Below are 23,629 nucleotides of genomic sequence, written 5' to 3' on the forward strand. Positions count from 1 at the left end.
AAGTTGCATTTCAACTTTAAGTTGTTACCTGTCGAATTGTCCAAGGGGAAAAAATGAACACCGCGAAGTCTAGCCAGAACACGTACAAAGTCACCATCAAAAATGGTCAAAGTGGCACCCAGCAGGGCAAAGACCTGCCGAGTCCCGCGGACGGGCAGCCATCGCCTGCTCGCGTCAAGGCCCAAGCGGGCGACAAGTACCAACTGGAGGCCCTGTCGGGAGACCAGCGCGTTGCGCCCGACAAAGTCAAACTCAAGCGTGTCGGTTCAAATTTGCACATTGCTTTGGACGAGGCCGCCGATGCCAGTCTGATCGTGGAGGACTATTACAGCGTCATGCCCGAGGGCTACAACGGCGTGATCGGTCAGGCAGAAAACGGCAATTTGTACGAATACGCGGCGGAAGACTTTGCCTCGGCCACTCAGGCCTCTGGCGGTACTTCGCCATGGCCACTCGACGGTCAAGAAATGAATGCGGTCTTGGGGGGGCAGGCGGTGGTGACGTCCAGTGCCGCTGTAGGGGTGTTGGCTTTTAACCCCTTGTTGGCCACTTTGGGCTTGGTGGGTGCTGCCGGTGCCGCTGCAGGCGCCGGTTCCTCAGGCAATGCCACAAACACCGAAACCCCCTCGGTCACGGTGCTCAAGTTGGCGGGCAGCGCTGACACCGGCTTGGTGGGTGACCAAATCACGCGCAACGCTCAGCCTGTGCTGACTGGACAAACCGCGCCCGGTGCCCGTTTGGTCCTGGACATCAAGAATGCAGCCAATGAAGTGGTGGCCACCTACACGGCCACGGCCGACGCCACCGGTGCTTACAGCATGGCATCGGCTGAGCCTTTGGGCGATGGCACCTACACCCCGGTGCTCACGGTTTCGGCGGACGGTGCCACCCCGGTGGTCCATACCGGGGCGACTTTCACCATTGACACGCAGGCCCCCAGCTTGGTGGTCAGCAGCGACAAAAATGCCTTGCTCGCAGGCCAAAGCGCCACCCTGAGCTTCACCTTCAGCGAGGCTGTGAGCGACTTCACCTTGGACGATGTGACCGTCTCGGGCGGCACCTTGTCGAATCTGCAAGGCAGCGGCCAGCAATTCACGGCCACTTTCACGGCCACAGCCACCGAAGTGGTGCTCGCCAGCCTGAGCGTGCAAAGCGATCTTTTGACCGATGTGGCTGGCAACCCCAACGCCGAGCCCAGCAATGTGGTTCAAATCAAGCTCAACACCTCGGCCAATGCCAATGCCGTGCTCGACATCCTGGCCATCAGCGAGGACACCGGCAGCAGCGCCAAAGACTTCATCACTTCAGATTCAACCCTGACCTACTCGGGTTCGTTGACGGGCTATTCCAACAATGGTGACCGCGTCTTGCTGGTGCTCAAAAACGCAGCCAACGAGGTGCAGGCCAGCGCCACGGTCGAGCCCACAGGCGATCGCTGGACCTGGACGGACCCCAGCGTTCGTGCCAACGGCCAATACAGCCTGCAGGCCACTTTGGTGGACGCACAGGGCAAGCCCCTGCTGGGTGACAACGGTCAGCCTTTGGTTCAAGACGTTCAAAGCCTGACCATTGCCCGCATCCAGGCTGCATCGGACACCGCCATCGCTCAGGAGTCGGGCGGCACCGGCGACACGCAAGCTGGCATTTCACCCCAAGGCCAATTGCTGGCCAACAACAAAGGGGCGCAGTTGACGATCATGGACGTGGCTTTGTCCGAGACGGGCAGCAAAACCCCGGTCGGCAGCGGCATCGTGATGGAGGGCCTGTATGGCAGCCTGACCCTGCAAAGCGATGGCACGTACAGCTACAAAGTGGACAACAAGCTGGACACGGTGCAGGTTCTGCGCAACCCCAGTGACGCCTTGACTGAAAAGTTCTTCATCACGGTCAAAGACGTTTTGACCGGTGACTCGGTGATGGAAACGCTGACGATCACGGTCCAAGGCCAGAACGACGCCCCCTCCATGCGCACCCCCTTGCGTGACGTGTCATTTGCCGTCGGCAAAAGCATTGCCATCGGCGGTTTGGCGGCCAACTTTTCGGATGTCGACCGCAACGATGTGATCTCCCTCAAGGCCACCTTGGCCGATGGCGGTGCTTTGCCGGCTTGGTTGAGTTTTGACGCCAGCACCGGCAGCTTCAGTGGTTTGGCACCCAGTGGCACAGCCCCTGCGATTTTGGACATCGTGGTCACTGCCACCGACTTGGCTGGCCTGAAGGTCTCGGACACTTTCAAATTCAACTTGCTGGCCCAGCCCGTGCCCAATGGCGGCCTGGCTCCGGAGGTCAGCATCTTGGCGGACACCAACAACGATGCCAAGCTCAACGCCGCCGAAATGGGCTCCGCGAGCAATTTGACCGTCAAGGTCGCCTTTGACGCCTCCAAAATCACGGTCGGCGATCGGGTCGTGATCAACGCTGGCAGCGCCACACAAACCGTGGTCATCAAAGACGCGGACATGGCCAATGGCCATGTGCTGGTGAGTTTGGACAAGCCTGCAGAAGGGGGTACGCTGACGGCGACCGCCCGTTTGCAGGACGGCAGCGGTGGCAACAACACGGCTTCGGGCTCCGACAGCGCCGTGCTCGACACCGTGGGGCCTGTGCTCAGCAGCATGGTCATGGACAAAACCACCCTCAAAATGGGTGAAACTGCGGTGGTGACCCTGCAGTTCAGTGAGAAGGTGCAGGGCTTGGAATTGAGCGACCTGAAGGCCGACAACGGTCAGTTGAGCCAACTCTCGAGCGCCGATAGCGGCCAAACCTGGACTGTGATCTTCACCCCCACAAGCGACTTGGAAGTTGCCAGCAACAGCGTCACCCTGAGCAGCCAGTACACCGACTTAGTAAACAACCCGGGCACCGCAGGCAGTGGCCCCAATTACCTGGTGGATACCCGGCCCCCGGTGTTCACGCTGCAACTCGATGACGCCAGCAACAGCGCCTCCAAAACAGATCGCCTGACCAACGACGACACCCCCACCCTCAGTGGCACTGGCAGCAACGGTGACACCATCGAAGTGACCATGCCCGGCACCCAGGAAGTCCTCAAGGCGGTGGTTTCAGGTGGCATCTGGCAAGTCACACCCAACCAAGCCATCACCACTGGCAACGTCACGGCTGTGGCCAAAGACGTGCACGGCAACACCAGTGCCCCCCAAAGCTTGGCTTTGAGCATTGACACCAGCATGGCCACACCGGGCCTGACCTTGGTGTGCGACAGCGGCAGCAGCTCCAGCGACAAGCTCAGCAAAGATGCCACGCTCGCACTGGCCAACCTTGAAACCGGGGCCTTGGTCGAATACAGCGCCAACGGTGGCAGCTGGAACCCCACTTTTACGCCCAAAGAGGGGGCCAACAGCGTCATCGTTCGCCAAACCGATGCCGCAGGCAATGTGGCGGTGTCCAGCACCTTGAATTTTGTACTCGACACCACCGCCCCGGCCACCACGTTGAGCATCAGCCCCGTCTCCGGCGACAACGCCATGGGCCCCAGCGACGCGCAATCGGCCACCACCTCCATCGTGGGCGAGGTCAGCAACGCACAAGACGGCGACAAGGTGAATGTTTACGTCCACGGCAAAACCTTCAGTGGCACGGTGGACGCCTCGGGTCACTACAGCATCGAGGTGGACACGGCCGCCCTGATCGCCGATGCCGACCTGACCCTCAGTGTGGTCGTGTTTGCCACCGATGCCGCAGGCAATACCCAAAAGGTGTCGGTCGACAGCAGCTACAGCGTGGACATCACCGCCCCCACCGTGCAAAGCCTGGTGGTCAGCAAAACCTCGCTCAAAGCGGCAGATGTTGCCACCGTCACCATCACATTCAGCGAGAAAGTGACCGCCTTTGATGCGAGTGACCTCAGCGCGGACAACGGCGTCATGAGCAACCTGGCCAGCGCCGATGGCGGCCTGACTTGGACGGCCACCTTCACCGCCAACGCCGATGTGGAAGACCTGACCAACGCGATCCAAGTGGGCTTGGCCTACACCGACTTGGCAGGCAACGCCGCTGTGGGTGGCCCAGGCAACATCAGCAGCAACTACGTCATTGACAACAAGGCCCCCACAGCCACCCTCCAACTGGCCGACGAAGCACTCAAGGCCGGTGAGACCACCACCTTGACCATCACCTTCAGCGAGAAGGTCAGCAACTTCAGCAACACCGACGTCACCGTGGCCAACGGCAGCCTGGGCACACTCAGCAGCACCGACGGCATCGTCTGGACTGGCACCTTCACGCCCAGCGTCAACCTCGAAGACGCCACCAACAGCATCACCCTGGCCAGCACCTACACCGACGTGGCCGGCAACGCAGGCCAAAGCGCCGACAGCGGCAACTACAGCGTGGACACCAAGGCCCCCACGGCCAGCGTCACCCTCACGGACAACACCAACGCGGCCATCACCAGCCTCACCGCCGGTCAAAGCGCCAAAGTCACCATCACCTTCAGCGAAGCGGTCAAAGACTTCAGCAACGCCGACGTCACCGCGCCCAACGGCACCCTGAGCACTCTGGCCAGCACCGACGGCGGCACCACCTGGACGGCCACCTTCACGCCGAGCGCCAACGTCGAAGTCGCCGCCAACAGCATCAGCGTCAATCCCGCTGCGTACAGCGACTTGGCCGACAACGCAGGCAGCGCAGCCTCCAGCGCTACTTACGCCGTCGACACCCAAGGCCCCACCGCCAGCATCAGCATCAGCGACAGCGCCTTGACTGCAGGCGAGACCGCCCAAGTGACGATCAGCTTCTCAGAGAAAGTCACCGGCTTTGACAACACCGACGTCACGGTGGAGAACGGCACGCTCAGCACCCTGGCCACCACCGACGGCGGCAAGACCTGGACAGGCACCTTCACCCCCACCGCAGGCACAGCCGACGCCAGCAACCTGATGAGCGTGGCCAACAGCTACACCGACGTGGCAGGCAACCAAGGCGCCAGCACCGCAAGCGGCAACTACGCCATTGACCTCAAAGCCCCCACCGCCACCATCGCTTTGAGCGACAACGCCCTCAAAGCAGGCGAGAGCGCCACGGTCACCATCACCTTCAGCGAGAAAGTCAAAGACTTCAGCAACGCGGACATCACGGCCCCCAACGGCACACTCAGCAGCTTCACCGCCAGCGCAGACGGCCTGATCTGGACAGCCACCTTCACGCCAGCCGTGGACACCGAAGCGGCCAGCAACACGCTGAGCCTGGCTACTGCCTACACCGACGAAGCAGGCAACACCGGCACCGTGGCCAACGCCACGTACGCCGTGGACACCAAAGCGCCTGTGTTCACCGTGCAACTGGACGATGCCAGCAACAGCGCGGCCAAGACCGACCGCCTCACCAACGACAGCACCCCCACCATCAGCGGCACGGGCACCACAGGCGACATCATCCAAGTGACCATGCCCGGCACACTGGAAGTGCTCAGCACCACGGTGGCGGCTGACGGCAAGTGGAGCGTGACGCCCACCCTGGTGATCGCCAGCGGCAACGTGAGCGTGACGGCCCAAGACGCGGCAGGCAACACCAGCCCGGCGCAAAGCCTGGCTTTGGTGATTGACACGGCCGTGGCCACACCCACCATCGCTTTGGTGTGCGACAGCGGCACCAGCAGCAGCGACAAGATCAGCCGAGACAGCAGCCTCGTGGTGGGCAACCTGGAAGCAGGCTCAACAGTCGAGTACAGCACCAACGGCACAACCTGGGACACAACCTTCGCCGCTTCAGAAAACGCCAACACGGTGTACGTGCGCCAAACCGACACGGCAGGCAACGTCAGCAGCACGGCCAGCCTGAGCTTCACGCTGGACACCACCGTCCCAGCGCCAACGGTCACCATCAACGCCATTGGCGGCGATGACGCCCTGAGCCCTGCGGACGCGGTGCAAACCCACACCGGCATCACCGGCAGCGTGACCGACGCCCGCGAAGGCGACCTGGTCAAAGTGCTGGTCAACGGCCAAACCTTCAGCGCCACCGTGGACGCGCTGGGCAACTACAGCGTCAGCGTGGCCACGGCCGACCTGATTGCTGACCAAGGCTCAGAAATCGAAGTCGTGCTCATGGCCAGCGACGCGGCAGGCAACACCCACATGGTCTCGGACACCCGCGCCTACGCGGTGGACATCACCGTGCCCACGGTGCAAAGCATCGTGCTGGACAAGAGCGCCCTCAAAGTGGGCGACAGCGCCACCGTCACCATCACCTTCAGCGAGAAAGTCAAAGCCTTTGACCTGTCGGACCTGACCGCCGACAACGGCACGCTGACGGGCTTGGCCACCGCCGACAGCGGCCTGACCTGGACAGCCACACTCACCCCGACGGCCAGCATCGAAGACACCACCAACGTGGTCAAAGTCCTGGCCAACTACATCGACCTGTCGGACAACCTGGGCACCGCAGCCACCAGCGGCAACTACAGCGTCGAAACCCTGGCCCCCACAGCCACGATCCAACTGGCCGACGAAGCCCTCAAGGCCGGAGAGACCACCACCTTGACCATCACCTTCAGCGAGAAGGTCAGCAACTTCAGCAACACCGACGTCACCGTGGCCAACGGCAGCTTGGGCACGCTCAGCAGCACGGACGGCATCGTCTGGACTGGCACCTTCACGCCCAGCGTGAACCTGGAAGACGCCACCAACGTCATCACACTGGCCAACACCTACACCGACGTGGCCGGCAACGCAGGCCAAAGCGCAGACAGCGGCAACTACAGCGTGGACACCAAGGCCCCCACGGCCAGCGTCACCCTCACGGACAACACCAACACGGCCATCACCAGCCTCACGGCCGGTCAAAGCGCCAAAGTCACCATCACCTTCAGCGAAGCCGTCAAAGACTTCAGCAACGCCGACGTCACCGCGCCCAACGGCACCCTGAGCACCCTGGCCAGCACCGACGGCGGCACCACCTGGACGGCGACGTTCACGCCCAGCGCCAACGTCGAAGTGGCTGCCAACAGCATCAGCGTCAACCCCGGTGCTTACAGCGACTTGGCCGCCAACGCAGGCAGCGCAGCCTCCAGTGCCACCTACGCCGTCGACACCCAAGGCCCCACCGCCAGCATCAGCATCAGCGACAGCGCCTTGACCGCAGGCGAGACCGCGCAAGTGACGATCAGCTTCTCAGAGAAAGTCACCGGCTTTGACAACACCGACGTCACGGTGGAGAACGGCACGCTCAGCACCCTGGCCACCACCGACGGCGGCAAGACCTGGACAGGCACCTTCACCCCCACCGCAGGCACAGCCGACGCCAGCAACCTGATGAGCGTGGCCAACAGCTACACCGACGTGGCAGGCAACCAAGGCGCCAGCACCGCAAGCGGCAACTACGCCATTGACCTCAAAGCCCCCACCGCCACCATCGCTTTGAGCGACAACGCCCTCAAAGCAGGCGAGAGCGCCACGGTCACCATCACCTTCAGTGAGAAAGTCAAAGACTTCAGCAACGCCGACATCACGGCCCCCAACGGCACCTTGAGCAGCTTCACCGCCAGCGCTGACGGCCTGATCTGGACAGCCACCTTCACACCGAACGTGGACACCGAAGCGGCCAGCAACACGCTCAGCCTGGGCACTGCTTACACCGACGAAGCAGGCAACACCGGCACCGTGGCCAACGCGACCTACGCCGTGGACACCAAAGCGCCTGTGTTCACCGTGCAACTGGACGACGCCAGCAACAGCGCGGCCAAGACCGACCGCCTCACCAACGACAGCACCCCCACCATCAGCGGCACGGGCACCACGGGTGACATCATCCAAGTGACCATGCCCGGCACACTGGAAGTGCTCAGCACCACGGTGGCGGCAGACGGCCAATGGAGCGTGACGCCCACTTTGGTGATCGCCAGCGGCAACGTGAGCGTGACGGCCCAAGACGCGGCAGGCAACACCAGCCCAGCGCAAACCCTGGCTTTGGTGATTGACACATCTGTGGCCACACCCACGGTGGCCCTGGTGTGCGACAGCGGCACCAGCAGCAGCGACAAGATCAGCCAAAGCGGCGTGATCAACGTGAGCGGCCTGGAGGCGGGTGCTACTGTCGAGTACAGCATCGACGGCACAACATGGGGCACGACCTTCGCAGCCGCAGAAGGCAGCAACACGGTCCAAGTGCGCCAGACGGACGCCGCAGGCAACGTGGCCACCTCGAATGCCTTCAACTTCACGCTGGACAGCCAAATGAGTGCCTTCACGGTGGCGCTCAGCTGCGACAGCGGCACGGCCAGCGACAAAGTCAGCCAAGACGCCAGCCTGCTCATCACCGGCGCAGAAGCCGGAGCCGACATCAGTTACAGCACCGACGGCAGCACCTGGGACAGCACCTACGCGGCAGCCGAAGGCGTGAACAACGTCAAAGTGCGCGTGATGGACGCGGCAGGCAACCAACGCACACAAGACTACAGCTTCACCCTGGACAGCACAGCGCCCACAGCGGCCGTGCTCACCTTGGTGTGCGACAGCGGCAGCCAAGCGGGCGACCAACTCACCAACAACGGAGCCCTCAACGTGGTGGCCGAAGCCGGTGCCACGCTGGAATACAGCACCAATGCCAGCAGTACAGACCCCACCTGGAGCAACACCTTTGCGGCCGCAGACGGCGCCAACACCGTCAGCGTGCGCGTGACCGACAAGGCGGGCAACGTCAGCAGCACCTCCAGCCTGAGCTTCACGCTGGACAAAGCAGCGCCCGTGGCCGCCAGCGTCAGCCTGGTGTGCGACAGCGGCCTGACCGCCGTGGCCAACAACGACAAAATCAGCCACACCGGCACACTGGCGGTGCAAACAGCAGAAACTGCAGGCCAGATTGAATACAGCACCGACGGCCTGACCTGGGCCGCCACCTTGGCTGCGGCCGAAGGCGTGAACAACGTCAAAGTGCGCGTCACCGATGCGGCGGGCAACCAGGGCGCGGTCACCGACTATGCCTTCACACTGGACACGCAAGCGCCTGCAGCGCCCGTATTGGGCCTGGTGTGCGACAGCGGTCTGCTGGGCAGCGACAAGATCACCCAAAACGGCGCATTCAGCGCCACCACAAGCGAAGTGAGCGCGACACTGCAATACAGCACAGACGGCGTGGCCTGGAGCAACACCTTTGTGGCGGCCGAAGGCAGCAACACCGTCAAAGCACGGGTGTTGGACGCCGCGGGCAACGCAGGTGCAGCCAGCACGCTGAGCTTCACGCTGGACACACTCATCAGCAAACCCAGCGTGGCGCTCAGCTGTGACAGCGGTGCCAGCAGCAGCGACAAAATCACCCGCAACGGCGCGCTCAGCCTGAACAACGTGGACAGCGACGCCCAAGTGCAATACAGCACCGACGGCCAAAACTGGACCAGCAGCTTCACGGCGGTGGAGGGCAGCAACAGCGTGAGCGTCAAAGTGACGGACGCGGCAGGCAACGTGGCGACCTCGGACACCCTGGTGTTCCAGCTGCGCACGCTGGACGCGGTCTTCACACTGAAGCTGGACAACACCAGCAACAGCGGCAGCCAGACCGACTTGGTGACCAACGACGTGACCCCCACGATCAGCGGCACGGGCACCACGGGCGACATCATCCAGGTGACGATGCCCGGCACAGGCGAAGTGCTCAGCACCACGGTGGCCGCTGACGGCACGTGGAGCGTGACACCCACGATGGACGTGGCCAGCGGCAGCGTGAGCGTGATGGCCACCAACGCAGCGGGCGTGGTGAGTGCGCCCAAGACACTGCCTTTGGTGATGGACACGGCAGTGGCCACACCTACAGTGGCATTGGTGTGCGACAGTGGCGCGAGCAGCAGCGACAAGATCAGCCGAGACGGCAGCCTCGTGGTGGGCAACCTGGAAGCAGGCTCAACCGTCGAGTACAGCACCAATGGCTCAATGTGGGGCACGACCTTCGCAGCCACAGAAGGCAGCAACACGGTCCAAGTGCGCCAGACCGACACGGCAGGCAACGTCAGCAGCACAACCAGCCTGAGCTTCACCCTGGACACCGCCGCCAGCGCCTTCACCTTGGCCTTGGCCTGTGACACTGCCACGGCGGGTGACAAGATCTCCAGCGACGGCACATTGGCCTTGTCCGGCTTCGAAGCCGGTGCCGTGGTCAGTTACAGCACCAATGGCGGCACCAGCTGGTCCAACACCTTTGCAGCCGTTGAAGGCGCCAACAGCGTCAGCGTGCGCACCACCGATGTGGCGGGCAACGAACGCATTCAGGATCTGGCCTTCACATGGCTCAAGACCAAGCCTTTGGCCCCTGTCTTGACGCTGGTGTGTGACAGCGGTCTGTCGGGCAGCGATGCCATCACGCACACCGACACTTTGCAGATCAGCACGTCCGTGGGCACCACCTTGTTGTACAGCACCGATGCTTCTACCTGGAGCAACACTTTCACCGCCATCGAAGGTGCCAACACGGTGTACGCCCGTGCGGTGGATGCTGCGGGCAATCTGAGTGACACCAGCGTGCTGGCTTTCACGCTCGACATCACCGCCCCCTTGCCGGTGACCATCGGCCTGACCTGCGACAGCGGCAGCAACAACAGCGACAAAATCAGCCAAAACGGCACATTGGCCGTGAACACGGCCGAAACAGGCGGTTTGATCGAGTACAGCGTCAACGGCGGTGCCTGGGGCACCACCTTCACGGCGGCCGAAGGCCTCAACAGCGTCAAGACACGCCTGACCGACACCGCTGGCAACGTCAGCAGCCTGACCACCTACAGCTTCACACTCGACACCGCCGCACCCGCAGCCCCTGTTTTGGCCTTGGTGTGCGACAGCGGCAGTCTGGGCGGCGACAAAGTCACCCACAACGGCGCGGTGAGTTCCACCACCCTCGAATTGGGTGCCAGTGTCCAGTACAGCCTGGACGGCAGCGCATGGGGCACCACTTTTGCGGCCGTGGAGGGCAACAACACCCTCAAGTCGCGTGTGGTCGATGCCGCTGGCAACGAAGGGGCCGTCTCGACCTTGAGTTTCACTTTGGATTCGCAGGTGTCCAAGCCCACCGTCAGCCTGGTGTCTGACACCGGTTTGGCAGGCGACAAGATCACCGCCAATGGCCAATTCACCGTGTCCGGTGCCGATGCCGAGACGGTGCTCAGCTACAGCACCAACGGCACGGTCTGGTCGAACACGTTCATGGCCGCTGAAGGTGCCAATGCCCTGTATGTCCGCGCCACCGATGTGGCAGGCAACAGCGCCGTGTCCGACGTCTTCAACTTTGTGCTCAACACCCAAAGCAACAACCTGACCGCCACCCTGGCCACGACCAGCAACAGCGGCAGCTTGCTGGACCTGATCACCAGCGACGACACCCCCACCATCAACGGCACAGGTACAGCAGGTGACCGCGTGCAGGTGACCCTGCCCGGCACGGGCGAAATCCTGACCGCCACCGTGGACGCCAGCGGCCAGTGGAGCGTGACGCCCCTGACCGCCATCGCGTCGGGTGATGTGTCGGTGGTCTACACCGGTCCATCGACCACGAGCACCCGCACACTGGCGCTTGTCATCGACAAGAGCATCGCTGCGCCTGGCTTGAGCCTAGCCTGCGACAGCGGCAGCAGTGCCAGCGACAAGATCAGCAACAGCGCCAGCTTCGCGGTGAGCAACCAGGAAGCGGGTGCCACGCTCGAATACAGCACCAACGGCAGTGCCTGGAGCACCACCTTCACGGCCACCGAAGGGGCCAACACCGTGTTTGTGCGCCAGACCGATGCCGCAGGCAATGTGGCCACCTCCAGCGTGCTGAACTTCACGCTCGACACCACGGCCCCCACGCCCACCCTGACGGTCAGCCCGGTCGTGGGTGACGACGCCATCGGACCGGTCGATGCACAGGCGCTCACGTCCACCATTGAAGGGGCGGTGACCAACGCCCGCGAAGGCGACAAAGTCAGCGTGTTTGTCCGTGGCAAAAACTTCACCAGCACGGTGGATGCTTCGGGCCACTACAGCGTGGACGTGACCACCGCCGACCTGGTGGCCGACTCTGACAAGACCCTCAGCGTGGTGGTGTATGCCACCGACGCCGCGGGCAACACCCAGACGGGTTCGATCAACCACAGCTACACCGTGGACACCGGCGCACCCACTGTGCAAAGCCTGTCCATCAGCAAGGCCAGCCTCAAGGCCGGCGACACCGCCACGGTCACCATCACCCTCAGCGAAAAAGTGCTGGGCTTTGACCTGAGCGACATCAGCGCCGACAACGGTGTGCTGAGCAACCTGGCCACCAGCGACGGTGGCCAGACCTGGAGCGCCACCTTCACCGCCAACGCCAATGTGGAAGACAGCACCAACGTGGTGCAGGTGGGCACGGCCTTCACCGACATCTCGGGCAACGGGGCACTCAGCGGTGCCAGCAACACCAGCAGCAACTACGCCATCGACAGCAAGGCCCCCACAGCCACCATCCAGTTGGCCAATGAGGCGCTCAAAGCGGGACAGTCCACCACGCTGACCATCACTTTCAGCGAAAAAGTGGCCGACTTCAGCAACGCCGATGTCACCGTGGCCAACGGCAGCTTGGGCACCCTGAGCAGCGCCGATGAGGGCAAAACCTGGACCGGTAGCTTCACACCTGCCACCAACATGGAAGACGCATCGAACGTCATCACCCTGGCCAACACCTACACCGACCTGGCGGCCAACACGGGCAGCACCGGTGCCAGTGGCAACTACACACTCGACACCCTGGCCCCCACGGCCGTGGTCAGCCTGAAAGACGGGCAGGGCGCTGACATCACCGGTCTGAGCACCGGCCAAAGCGCCAGCGTCACCATCACCTTCAACGAAGCCGTCAAGGACTTCAGCAACGCCGACGTGACCGCCCCCAATGGCACCCTCAGCACCCTGACCAGCACCGACGGCGGCAAGACCTGGACCGCCACCTTCACCGCCACCAGCGCTGTGGAGTCGGGCGCCAACGGCATCACCGTCAATGCGGGCGGCTACAGCGACCTGGCCGGCAACCTGGGCGGCACCGCCGCCAGCGGCAACTTCGCCGTGGACACCCAAGGCCCCACCGCCACCATCACCCTGAGCGACAGCACCCTGAACGCAGGTGAAACCGCGCAAGTCACGATCAGCTTCAACGAAAAGGTCAAGGACTTCGACAGCACCGACGTCACGGTGCAAAACGGCACTTTGGGCACCCTGGCCACCACCGACGGCGGCAAGACCTGGGTGGGCACCTTCACCCCCACCACCGGTGTGCAAGCGGCCAACAACACGATCAGCATCACCAATGCTTACACCGATCTGGTGGGCAACCCCGGCAGCAGCCAGACGAGTGCCAACTACAGCGTGGACCGCAAGGCCCCCACGGCCAGCATCAGCCTGAGCGACACCGCCTTGCAGGCCGGTGAGAGCGCCACGGTGACCATCACCTTCTCGGAAAAGGTGAGCAGTTTCACCAATGCCGACGTGACGGCAGAAAACGGCACGCTGGGCACCTTTGCCAGCACCGACGGCATCACCTGGACCGCCCAGTTCACCCCGAGCGCCAGCACCCAGGTGGCTGTGAACACCCTGAGCCTGGCCACCAGCTACACCGACGAAGCGGGCAACACCGGCACCGTCGCCAGCGCCGTGTATGCCGTGGACACCCGCGCCCCCGCGTTTGTGGCCAAGCTGGACGTCAGCAGCAACTCGGGCGTCACCACCGACCTCATCACCAGCGACGACACGCCCACCATCAGCGGCACCGGCACCGCCGGTGACCGCATCGAAGTGACCATGCCCGGCACCAACGAGCAGCTGTCCACCGTGGTGGGCAGCGATGGCAGCTGGACCGTCACGCCCACCCAGGCGATCAGCAGTGGCAACGTCAGCATCGTGGCCAAGAACCCCTCCAACGTGAGCTCCTTGCCCCAGTTGCTGGCCCTGACCATCGACAAAACCATCGCCACCCCGGGCCTGAGCCTGGCCTGTGACAGCGGCAACAGTACCAGCGACAAGATCAGCAGCAGCGCCAGCCTCACGCTCAGCGGCGTTGAAACCGATGCGGTGGTCGAATACAGCACCAACGGCAGCGTTTGGGGCACCACCTTCACCGCCACCGAAGGCGTCAACACCGTCAGCGTGCGCCAGACCGACGCCGCAGGCAACGTGGCCACTTCCAGCGTGCTGAACTTCACGCTCGACACCACAGCGCCCACCCCGGTGGTCACCGTCAGCCCGATTGCCGGGGACGACGCCATTGGCCCGGTGGACGCGCAAGCCACCACCACCACCATTGTGGGCGAGGTCACCAACGCTTTGGCCGGTGACAAAGTCAGCGTGTTTGTGCATGGTCAGACCTTCACCGGCACCGTGGACGCCTCGGGCCACTACAGCGTCGAGGTCACCACCGCCAACCTGGTGGCCGACTCCGACAAGAGCATCAGCGTGGTGGTGGACGCCACCGACGCCGCTGGCAACACCAAAACCGGCGTGGCCGACCACAGCTACAGCGTGGACACCGGTGCCCCCACCGTGCAAAGCCTGTCCATCAGCAAGCCTGCCCTCAAGGCGGGCGATACGGCCACCGTCACCATCACCTTCAGCGAAAAAGTGACGGCCTTTGACCTGAGCGACATCAGCGCCGACAACGGCGTGCTGAGCAACCTGGCCACCAGCGACAGCGGTCAGACCTGGAGCGCCACCTTCACCGCCAACGCCAATGTGGAAGACACCACCAACGTGGTGCAGGTGGGCACCGCCTTCACCGACTTGGCCGGTAACACCGCCATCAGCAGCGCCAGCAACACCAGCAGCAACTACGTGATCGACAGCAAGGCCCCCACGGCCACGATCAAACTGGCCAACGAAGCCCTCAAGGCGGGTGACGCGACCACACTGACCATCACCTTCAGCGAAAAAGTGGCCGATTTCAGCAACACCGACGTCACCGTGGCCAACGGCAGCCTGGGCACCTTGTCCAGCGCTGACGGCGGCATCACTTGGACAGGCACTTTCACGCCCACGGCCAACCTGGAAGATGTCACCAACGTCATCACCCTGGCCAACACCTACACCGACCTGGCGGGCAACACCGGCAGCATCGGCACCAGTGGCAACTACACCATCGACACCCAGGCACCTTCTGCCAGCGTGACGCTCAAGGACGGGCAGGGCGCAGACATCACCAGCCTGACGGCCGGTCAAAGTGCCAACGTCACCATCACCTTCAACGAAGCCGTCAAAGACTTCAGCAACGCTGACGTCAGCGCCCCCAACGGCACCCTCAGCACCCTGAGCAGCGCTGACGGTGGCAAAACCTGGACGGCCACTTTCACGGCCACCAGCGCCACGGAGGTGGGAGCCAACGGCATCACCGTCAATTCGGGCGCTTACAGCGACTTGGCCGGCAACCAAGGCGGCACCGCCGCCAGTGGCAACTTCGCGGTGGACACCCAAGGCCCCACAGCCACCATTGGTCTGAGCGACACCGCCCTGACAGCGGGCGAGACCGCCGTGGTCACCATCAGCTTCAATGAAAAGGTCAAGGACTTTGACAACAGCGATGTCACGGTGCAAAACGGCACCCTCAGCACCCTGAGCACCACCGACGGTGGCAAGACCTGGGTGGGCACCTTCACCCCCGACGCCGGTGTGGTCGATGCGACCAACACCATCAGCCTGTCGGCGGCTTACACCGACTTGGTAGGCAACCAAGGCAGCAGCGCCACCAGCCCCAACTACGCCATCGACCGCCAGGCCCCTGCGGCCAGCATCGCCATCAGCGACACCGCACTCAAGGTGGGTGAGACCGCCACCGTGACCGTGACCTTCAGCGAAAAAGTGCTGGGCTTCAGCAAAGCCGACATGAGTTCGCCCAATGGCAGTCTGTCGGACTTCACCGCCAGCACCGACGGCTTGGTCTGGACCGCCACATTCACCCCGACTCAGGGTGTGGAGTCGGCCAGCAACAGCCTGAGCCTGGCCACCAGCTACACCGACGAGGCCGGCAACACCGGCACCGCTGCCAGCGCCACCTATGCGGTGGATACCTTGGCACCGAGTTTCACAGTGCAGTTGGCCACGTCCAGCAACAGCGGCAGTACCGCCGATCTGGTCACCAGCGACGACACCCCTACCCTGAGTGGTACCGGCAGCAACGGTGACCAGATCAAGGTCACCCTGCCCGGCACCAACGAGGTGCTGACCACCGTGGTGGCTGCAGGCGTGTGGTCGGTCACGGCGCAGCAAGCCATGGCCAGCGGCACCGTCAGCGTGGTCGCCGCCGATGCTGCGGGCAACATCAGCGCGGCGCAGACCCTGACCTTGACCATCGACAAGACAGTGGGGGCACCGAGCTTGAGCTTGACCTGCGACAGCGGTTTCAGCAGCAGCGACAAAATCACCAACCAGGGCGCCATCACCACTGGCAACCTGGAAAGCGGGGCTTTGCTGGAGTACAGCACCGACGGCAGCACCTGGGATGCGACTTTTGCCGCCACCGAAGGCAGCAACACCGTCATGGCCCGCCAGACCGATGTGGCAGGCAACATCAGCGCCACCGTCAGCCTGAGCTTCTTGCTGGACACCAGCAAATCCGTGTCGGTTTTCACGATCGATGACGTCACCAACGCCAACACCCTCAACCTGAGTGAATCGGGTGAAGCCACCACCCGCATCACCGGCCGCGCCACCAATGCCAGCGAAGGCGACACGGTGGAGTTGATGATCAACAACACCCCCTATACCGGCACCCTCGACAGCGCCTTGGCGTTCAGCATCGAGGTCGACACCGCCGACCTGATGGCCGATGGCGACACCAAGATCGCCGCCAAGCTGCTGGGTTCGGACCCGGCAGGCAACAACGATGTCACCAACCAGACCAAAACCTACAGCATCGACACCACACCGTCGAGCTTTGCCATGGCCTTGGGCACGTCCAGCAACAGTGGCCTGACCAATGACCTGATCACCAGCGACACCACCCCGACGGTGGTGGGTTTGGGCACCGCCGATGACACCATCATCGTCACCTTCCAAAGCACGGGCGAGATCCTCTCGACCGTGGTGGCCGCTGACGGCAGCTGGTCGGTCACCCCCACGCTGGGCCTGTTTGACGGCAGCCGCACCGTGAGCGCCGTGGTCAAAGACCCGTCGGGCAACGTCAGCAGCGCACAGACCCTGACCCTGGTCATTGATACCAGCACCACCAAGCCCGTCTTCACACTGGCTTGCGATTCAGGCAACTCGGCTTCCGACCTGATCACCAAGCAAGCGGGCTTGAGCGCCATCACCGGCATTGAAAGCGGTGCGAGCGTCGAATACAAAGTCGACAGCGGCAGCTTTGGCTCCAGTTACACCGCGCCCAGCACCAACGGCGTGCACACCGTGGTGGTGCGCAGCACCGACGCGGCCGGCAACGTGTCCACCGAGAGCCTGACCTTCACGCTCGACCTGGAAGCCCCCATCAAGCCCACGATTTCACTGGTCTGCGACACCGGCACCTTCAGCGCCGACAAAGTCACCTACACCAGCGAAATCAAGCTCGACCAGACTTTCGCCCCCACCGACACGGTGGAATACCGCTACAGCACCAACTCGGGTGTCACGTTCACCGCTTACGACAGCTTGTTCTTGCCCACCACCAGTGGCACTTACTTGGTCCAAGCGCGTGTGACCGACGTGGTGGGCAACCAGGTGGTCAGTGACATCTTCACCTTCAACTACGACATCACGGCGCCCAACGCACCCGTGGTGGCCCTGTACGATGACAACGGTGTGAATGCCAGCGACAAAAAAACCAACGACCCGACTTTGGTCATCACCGGCGGCGATACGGGCATTGGTGACACTTACCAGTACAGCATCAACGGGGGCACCACCTGGACCAGCTCCTTCAACGCCCAAACAGGCCCCAACAACTTGTTGGTGCGCATCAAGGATTTGGCGGGCAACAACAGCAACGCCACCGCCTTCAGCTTTGACTACAACAACGCGGCGCTGGCCCCCAGCATCGTGCTGCAAATGGACTCGGGTTACAGCAGCAGCGACAAGCTGACCAACGTGAGCGCTGTGGGCGTCACCGACGCCGCTTCGACCGACAGCTTCCAATTCAGCTTTGACGGCTTCACCTGGACCAGCAGCTACACCGCCCCCACCGTGGACGGCGCCTATGACCTGCGTGTGCGCCGCATCGATGAGTTTGGCAACATCAGCCCCAACACCACGCTCAGCTTTGTGCGTGACACCACCGGTGCAGACATCAACAACGTCACCAGCACCAGCCCCAACGTGGCCTATGACATCCTGACTGCTTCTGGCGGTTTTGGTGTGGGCGACACCTTCAACGTCACCATCAACCTCAACGAAGCCGTGGTGGCGGGCTCTTACATGATCGTCAAGTTCGACACCGGTCAAAAAGTGGTGGTCACCGCTGCCACCAATGGCTCGACGCTGACGGGTACCTACGCGGTCGGCTCCAACGAGTCCTCGACCGATTTGAATGTGGTGGACATCGTCAAAGTGGCACTGACCGATCTGGCGGGCAATACCTCGACCACAGCCGCCATTCCCAGTTTGTCCAATTTTGGTGACAACAAGGACATCTCGATCCGTTGGGGCCTGATGGGCACCACGGGCAATGACCAGATCGACGGCATGACCCGCGGGACGGGCACCAACGACGACTACAACGGTCTGGATGGTTCGGACACCATGGACTACAGCGGCTCTGCGCTGGGCTTCAGCCTGAACTTGGCCACAGGCGTGGCCAGCGGGGGAGACATCGGCATCGACAGCATTGTGGGCTTTGAACACGCCTCGGGCGGCACCGGCAACGACACCTTGATGGGTGACGCACAGGCCAACGTCTTGTCCGGCGGCGCAGGCAACGACAGCCTGGACAGCGGTCTGGGCAACGACACCCTGATCGGTGGTCTGGGCAATGACAGCGTGGACGGCGGGGGGGGCACCGACTGGATGGACTACAGCAGCGCTGCTGGGGCCGTCTCAGGCACCTTGACCGGTGCATCCGACGCCGTCTTTACCGATGGCGATGGCGGCACGGCAGAAAAACTGCGCAACATCGAAAACATCTTGGGCAGCGCCGCCAACGACAACTTGGGGGGTGATGGCTCGGACAACATCTTCTTGGGCGAGGCCGGTAACGACACCTTGCTCGGCGGGGCGGGCAACGATTCGCTGGGCGGGGGCACGGGCAACGACTCGCTCGATGGTGGCAGTGGCAATGACACATTCAACGGCGGCATCGGTGACGACGTGCTCATCGGGGGCACCAACATCGACTGGGCCGATTACAGTGCCGCGCCCAGTGGGCTCAAACTCAACCTGAGCACCTCGATCGCAGCCGATGGCAGTGGGGGTGTGGACACACTGTCGCAAATCGAAAACGTCGCAGGCACTGCCTTTGACGATGTGATGGTGGGCGATGCAGGTGACAACCGTTTTGTGGGCGGCGCAGGCGACGACAGCTTGCAAGGTGGTCAGGGCAGCGACACCTTGGAAGGCGGCGCTGGCAACGATTGGGCCTTGTATGGAGAAAACACACTGGGCGTGACCGTGGACCTGGTGGCCGGCACAGCCAGCGGCAATGCGGGCAGCGACTTCCTGGTCGCCATTGAGAACCTGCAAGGCGGATCGGCCGACGATTACCTGGCCGGTGATGGTTTGGCCAACATCCTTGATGGCGGCATGGGCAACGACACCCTGAATGGCGGTGCCGGCAACAACACCTTGATCGGTGGTGGTGGTGCCGACTTGGTGGTGGGTGGTTCGGGCCACGACAGCATCGTGACCAGTGCAGGCAGTCAGGTCATTGGGGGGGCAGGCAACGACACCATCATGTTCGAGAACATTGGGCAAAACTTCAGCAATGTCTCGATCGACGGTGGCCTGGGCACCGATGTGCTGCGTTTGTCGGGTTTCAACCAGACCTTCAACGTCTTTGGCTTGGACGGCTCAAGCAACCGTGTGGCCGCCCCCATCAGCAAGATCGAGGTCATCGACTTGGGCAACGGTTTGAACCAGTTGAACCTGGCCGATTCCCTGGAAACCGTGGAGTTTTTGGTCAATGGCGCAGGCACAGCCTCTTTGCTGCGCATCGATGGCGACAACGGCAAGGTGTTTTTGGCGGCCGGTTGGTCCTCGGTGGGCACGGGTGTCACCACGGTCATTGGCGGCTCAACCTACGACCTGTACTCCAACGCCGTGGTCTCGGGCAACGACACCTTGGCGGTCAAACAGGGCATTGAGGTCACTTACCCGACCACCTTGACCCCCAGCAATGACAACTATTCGGGCGACGAAAAAGCCAACTACATCGACGCCATGTCGGGCAACGACAGCATCAATGGCTTGGGTGGCGACGACACCATCCGGGGCGGCTTGGGTCTGGACACCCTCGACGGCGGCGCAGGCAATGACTGGCTCGATTTTGGCGACGCCAGTTTGGGCACCGCATCGGTCAACGTGAATTTGAGCACCGGCGTGTTCAGCAGCACGGCTTTGGGCAACGATCTGGTCAGCAATTTTGAGCACGTTTCAGGCGGCGCAGGCAACGACACCATCGTGGGCACCACCGCCGACAACTGGCTCAAAGGCGGTGCGGGCAACGACTCCATCCTGTCGGGTGCAGGCAACGACACCTTGACCGGTGGCTTGGGCAACGACTGGCTGGACGCCGAGGCGGGCACGGCCGACTGGGCCGATTATTCCAATGCCACAGGCGCGGTGACGGTGTCGTTGAGCGCAGCCACAGCGGGCGCGGCCACCACTTCGGGTGCCGATGGTGTGGACACCTTGCGTGGCATCGAAAACCTGATTGGTGGTGTGGCCGCCGACCGTTTGGTGGGTGACAACAACGCCAACTACCTGATCGGTGGTTTGGGCGCTGACACCTTGCAGGCCACCGGCGGCAATGACACCTTGTCGGGCCAAGACGGCGACGACAGCCTGGTGGGCGGCTCCGGGGCCGATTTGTTCGAGGCCGAATTGGGCAACGACACCTACACCGGCGGCGACACCAGCAACGGCGGCCCCAACGACACCCTGAACCTGAGCGCTTTCAATGGCAATTATGTGGTTTTGGGCTCCAGCCCAACGTCTGACCTGACCATCTCGGGTGGCAGCACCGGCACAGACCGGGCCAGCTACATCGATGTGTGGAAGTTTGGCAATGGCAACATCACCTTCAACAACCTCACGGGTTTGAGCAACACCACCTGGAACGAGACCGTCATCACCGGCAGCGGCAATGACTCGATCTGGACGGGCAACGGCAGGGACTACATCATGTCCGGGGCTGGCAACGACACGGTCAACGGCAGTGTGACCAACACCTATGACGCCAACGATCAGGACACGCTGGACGGTGGTGCGGGCGACGACTGGTTGTCTTACCAGTCGCAAGGCTATCCTGTCTATGTATCGCTGGAAGGTGGCTCAAGTTCTTATCAGGTGGTCACGATTCAAAGCAGCAGCTACATCGACTATGTCAAAGGCTTTGAACACATCCTCACCGATGCGGGGGCCGACCGAATTTGGAGCGGCAGTGGCAACTCGTCCATTCTGGCCGGTGCTGGTGCCGACTTTGTGAGCGACCTGCAAGGCGACAACTACATTGACGTGGGCAAGAGCTGGAGCGGCAGCAACGACGGGGCCGTCGACACTGTGGTGGCCGGTTCTGGCAATGACACGATTTATACCGGGGGTGGAGCGTATGAATCGATCAATGCTGGCGATGGAAATAACTTGGTGGATGTCAGTGGATCACTAAGCAATGGCTCTTCAATCTATTCTGGATCGGGTAACGATACGATCTTGGGGTTCTTGGGCATGAATTACAGTCGAAGCATTGGTATTTATCCTTACAGTCAACAGTCTGGTCTTGTGAATGCTGGTGATGGAAATAATTACATCAAGACCTCTGGCACTTACAGTTACTTTGCTGAAAGCGTAATTTCTGGTTCGGGTAATGACTATGTTGACTTGACCGGTGGTCGTCTCGATGAGTACGGCGCCGATACCGTGTTTTCAGGGTCTGGGAACGATACTGTATTGGTGGGCGGTGCCACTTCATACAACCAATGGACGGGTGCTTATGACTACCAAGTGGTAGATGCAGGAGATGGGGATGACCAAGTTTTTGCCTATTATTCCTCTAGTAGTTTTTCCGGAGTCAACTGGAACTCGATCACGGGCGGCGCAGGCAACGACACCTTGTCATCCACCGGCGGCAGCACCAACATCATGGATGGCGGTTTGGGCAATGACTTCATGGTCGGTGGCACGGGGCCTGACACCATGAAGGGTGGGGCGGGCAACGACACGATTGCTGTGTACTCGGGCACCGACACGGTGGACGCAGGGGACGGCAACGACGTGGTCACCTCCTCGGGCACGGGCACCTTGCGAGGTGGTGCCGGTGATGACCAGTTGGTGCACAGCGGCACATCGGCCATCTATTTGTTCGGTGAAGCAGGCAATGACACCTTGATTTCGGGCGACGGGGTCGATTCGCTGGAAGGCGGCAGTGGCAACGACAGCTTGTTCAGCGCACGCGGTGCCGACACCATGCGGGCCGGTGATGGCGACGACACACTGGGATTTGGGGGCGGTTCGCGCATTTTTGGTGACGCTGGCAACGACCGAATCGTCGCCAACGGCGGTATCGCATCGTCCACGGTCTGGGGCGGGGCTGCAGACGATTTCATCGACATGCGATTTGACACCCTGGGAGACACCATTTTTGGTGACGACGCTTCGATCCTGGTGACCGATGGCAAGGACAGCATTTACGGCGGCTCGGGCACTGACAGCATTAACTCAGGGGGCGCAGACGATTACGTGTCCGCCGGTGCAGGCAATGACGTGGTGTTCGGAGGTGAAGGCGGCGACTATTTGTTGGGCGATGGAGGCAACGACAGCATGGACGGTGGCCTGGGCGATGACCGTCTGGACGGCGGCGTGGGCAACGACACTTTGCTGGGCGGCGCGGGCAACGACACCATCACGCTCGGCGATGGGGCCAACTACGTTCAAGGGGGTACGGGTTCTGACCTGTTTGTTTACGACGCGACCTGGGCAGCCGATTTGGTGGCCGATACGGTGGATGGCGGCGTCATGGGCATTGACGCGGTGTATTTCACTGGCGCCAACCAGGCGCTGGACCTGACTGCATCCATCCATGCTCCCGCCAACTGGGTGTCTGTTGAGCGCATCGATTTGACCGGTGCAGGCAACAACACCTTGAAATTGACGGCGCAAGATGTGCTGGACTTGACGGATGTGAGTGCAGCAACCACTCGCTTGATGATCGATGGCAACACGGGCGATGCGATCGATATGTCGAGCTTCGGCATGGCGGTTGGCACAGCGGGTGCGTTGAACAAAGTGGGGGCCAACGTCAGCATCAGCCTTGATTTCAACGGCAACGGCACTTTTGACACGGGTGAAACAGCCACCACCAATGCCCAAGGTGAAGTCTCGTTCAACAACGGGTTCCGGGGCGCCCAGACGTACCAGGTCTGGCAGGCGGGCAGCACCAACCCGGTCTTCAACGGCATGATGCTCTTGATTGACAGCGATGTGGCCTTTACCGGACTTTGATGCCCCGACCCGACCTGCATGGTTTTGTGCAGGTCGGGGCCTTGGGGTCACACCCG

General features: G+C 62.3%; 1 protein-coding gene. It reads left to right on the plus strand.

Annotated elements, in window-relative coordinates; genetic code table 11:
* The first annotated feature begins 53 nt into the window (after window positions 1-53).
* The gene (locus tag AMM41_RS22135; RefSeq protein ID WP_089951687.1) at window positions 54-23,573 is read left to right on the plus strand and encodes an Ig-like domain-containing protein; all 23,520 of its coding nucleotides are present in this window, start codon (window positions 54-56) and stop codon (window positions 23,571-23,573) included.
* Window positions 23,574-23,629 lie beyond the last annotated feature (56 nt).

The sequence above is a fragment of the Limnohabitans sp. 2KL-3 genome, from assembly GCF_001269405.1.
In the GTDB taxonomy this organism is placed as follows: Bacteria; Pseudomonadota; Gammaproteobacteria; order Burkholderiales; family Burkholderiaceae_C; genus Limnohabitans_A.

Bases quoted from the DNA above. Each gene is read 5' to 3' on its own strand.
- AMM41_RS22135 (WP_089951687.1), top strand. From the start codon at position 54: ATGAACACCGCGAAGTCTAGCCAGAACACGTACAAAGTCACCATCAAA.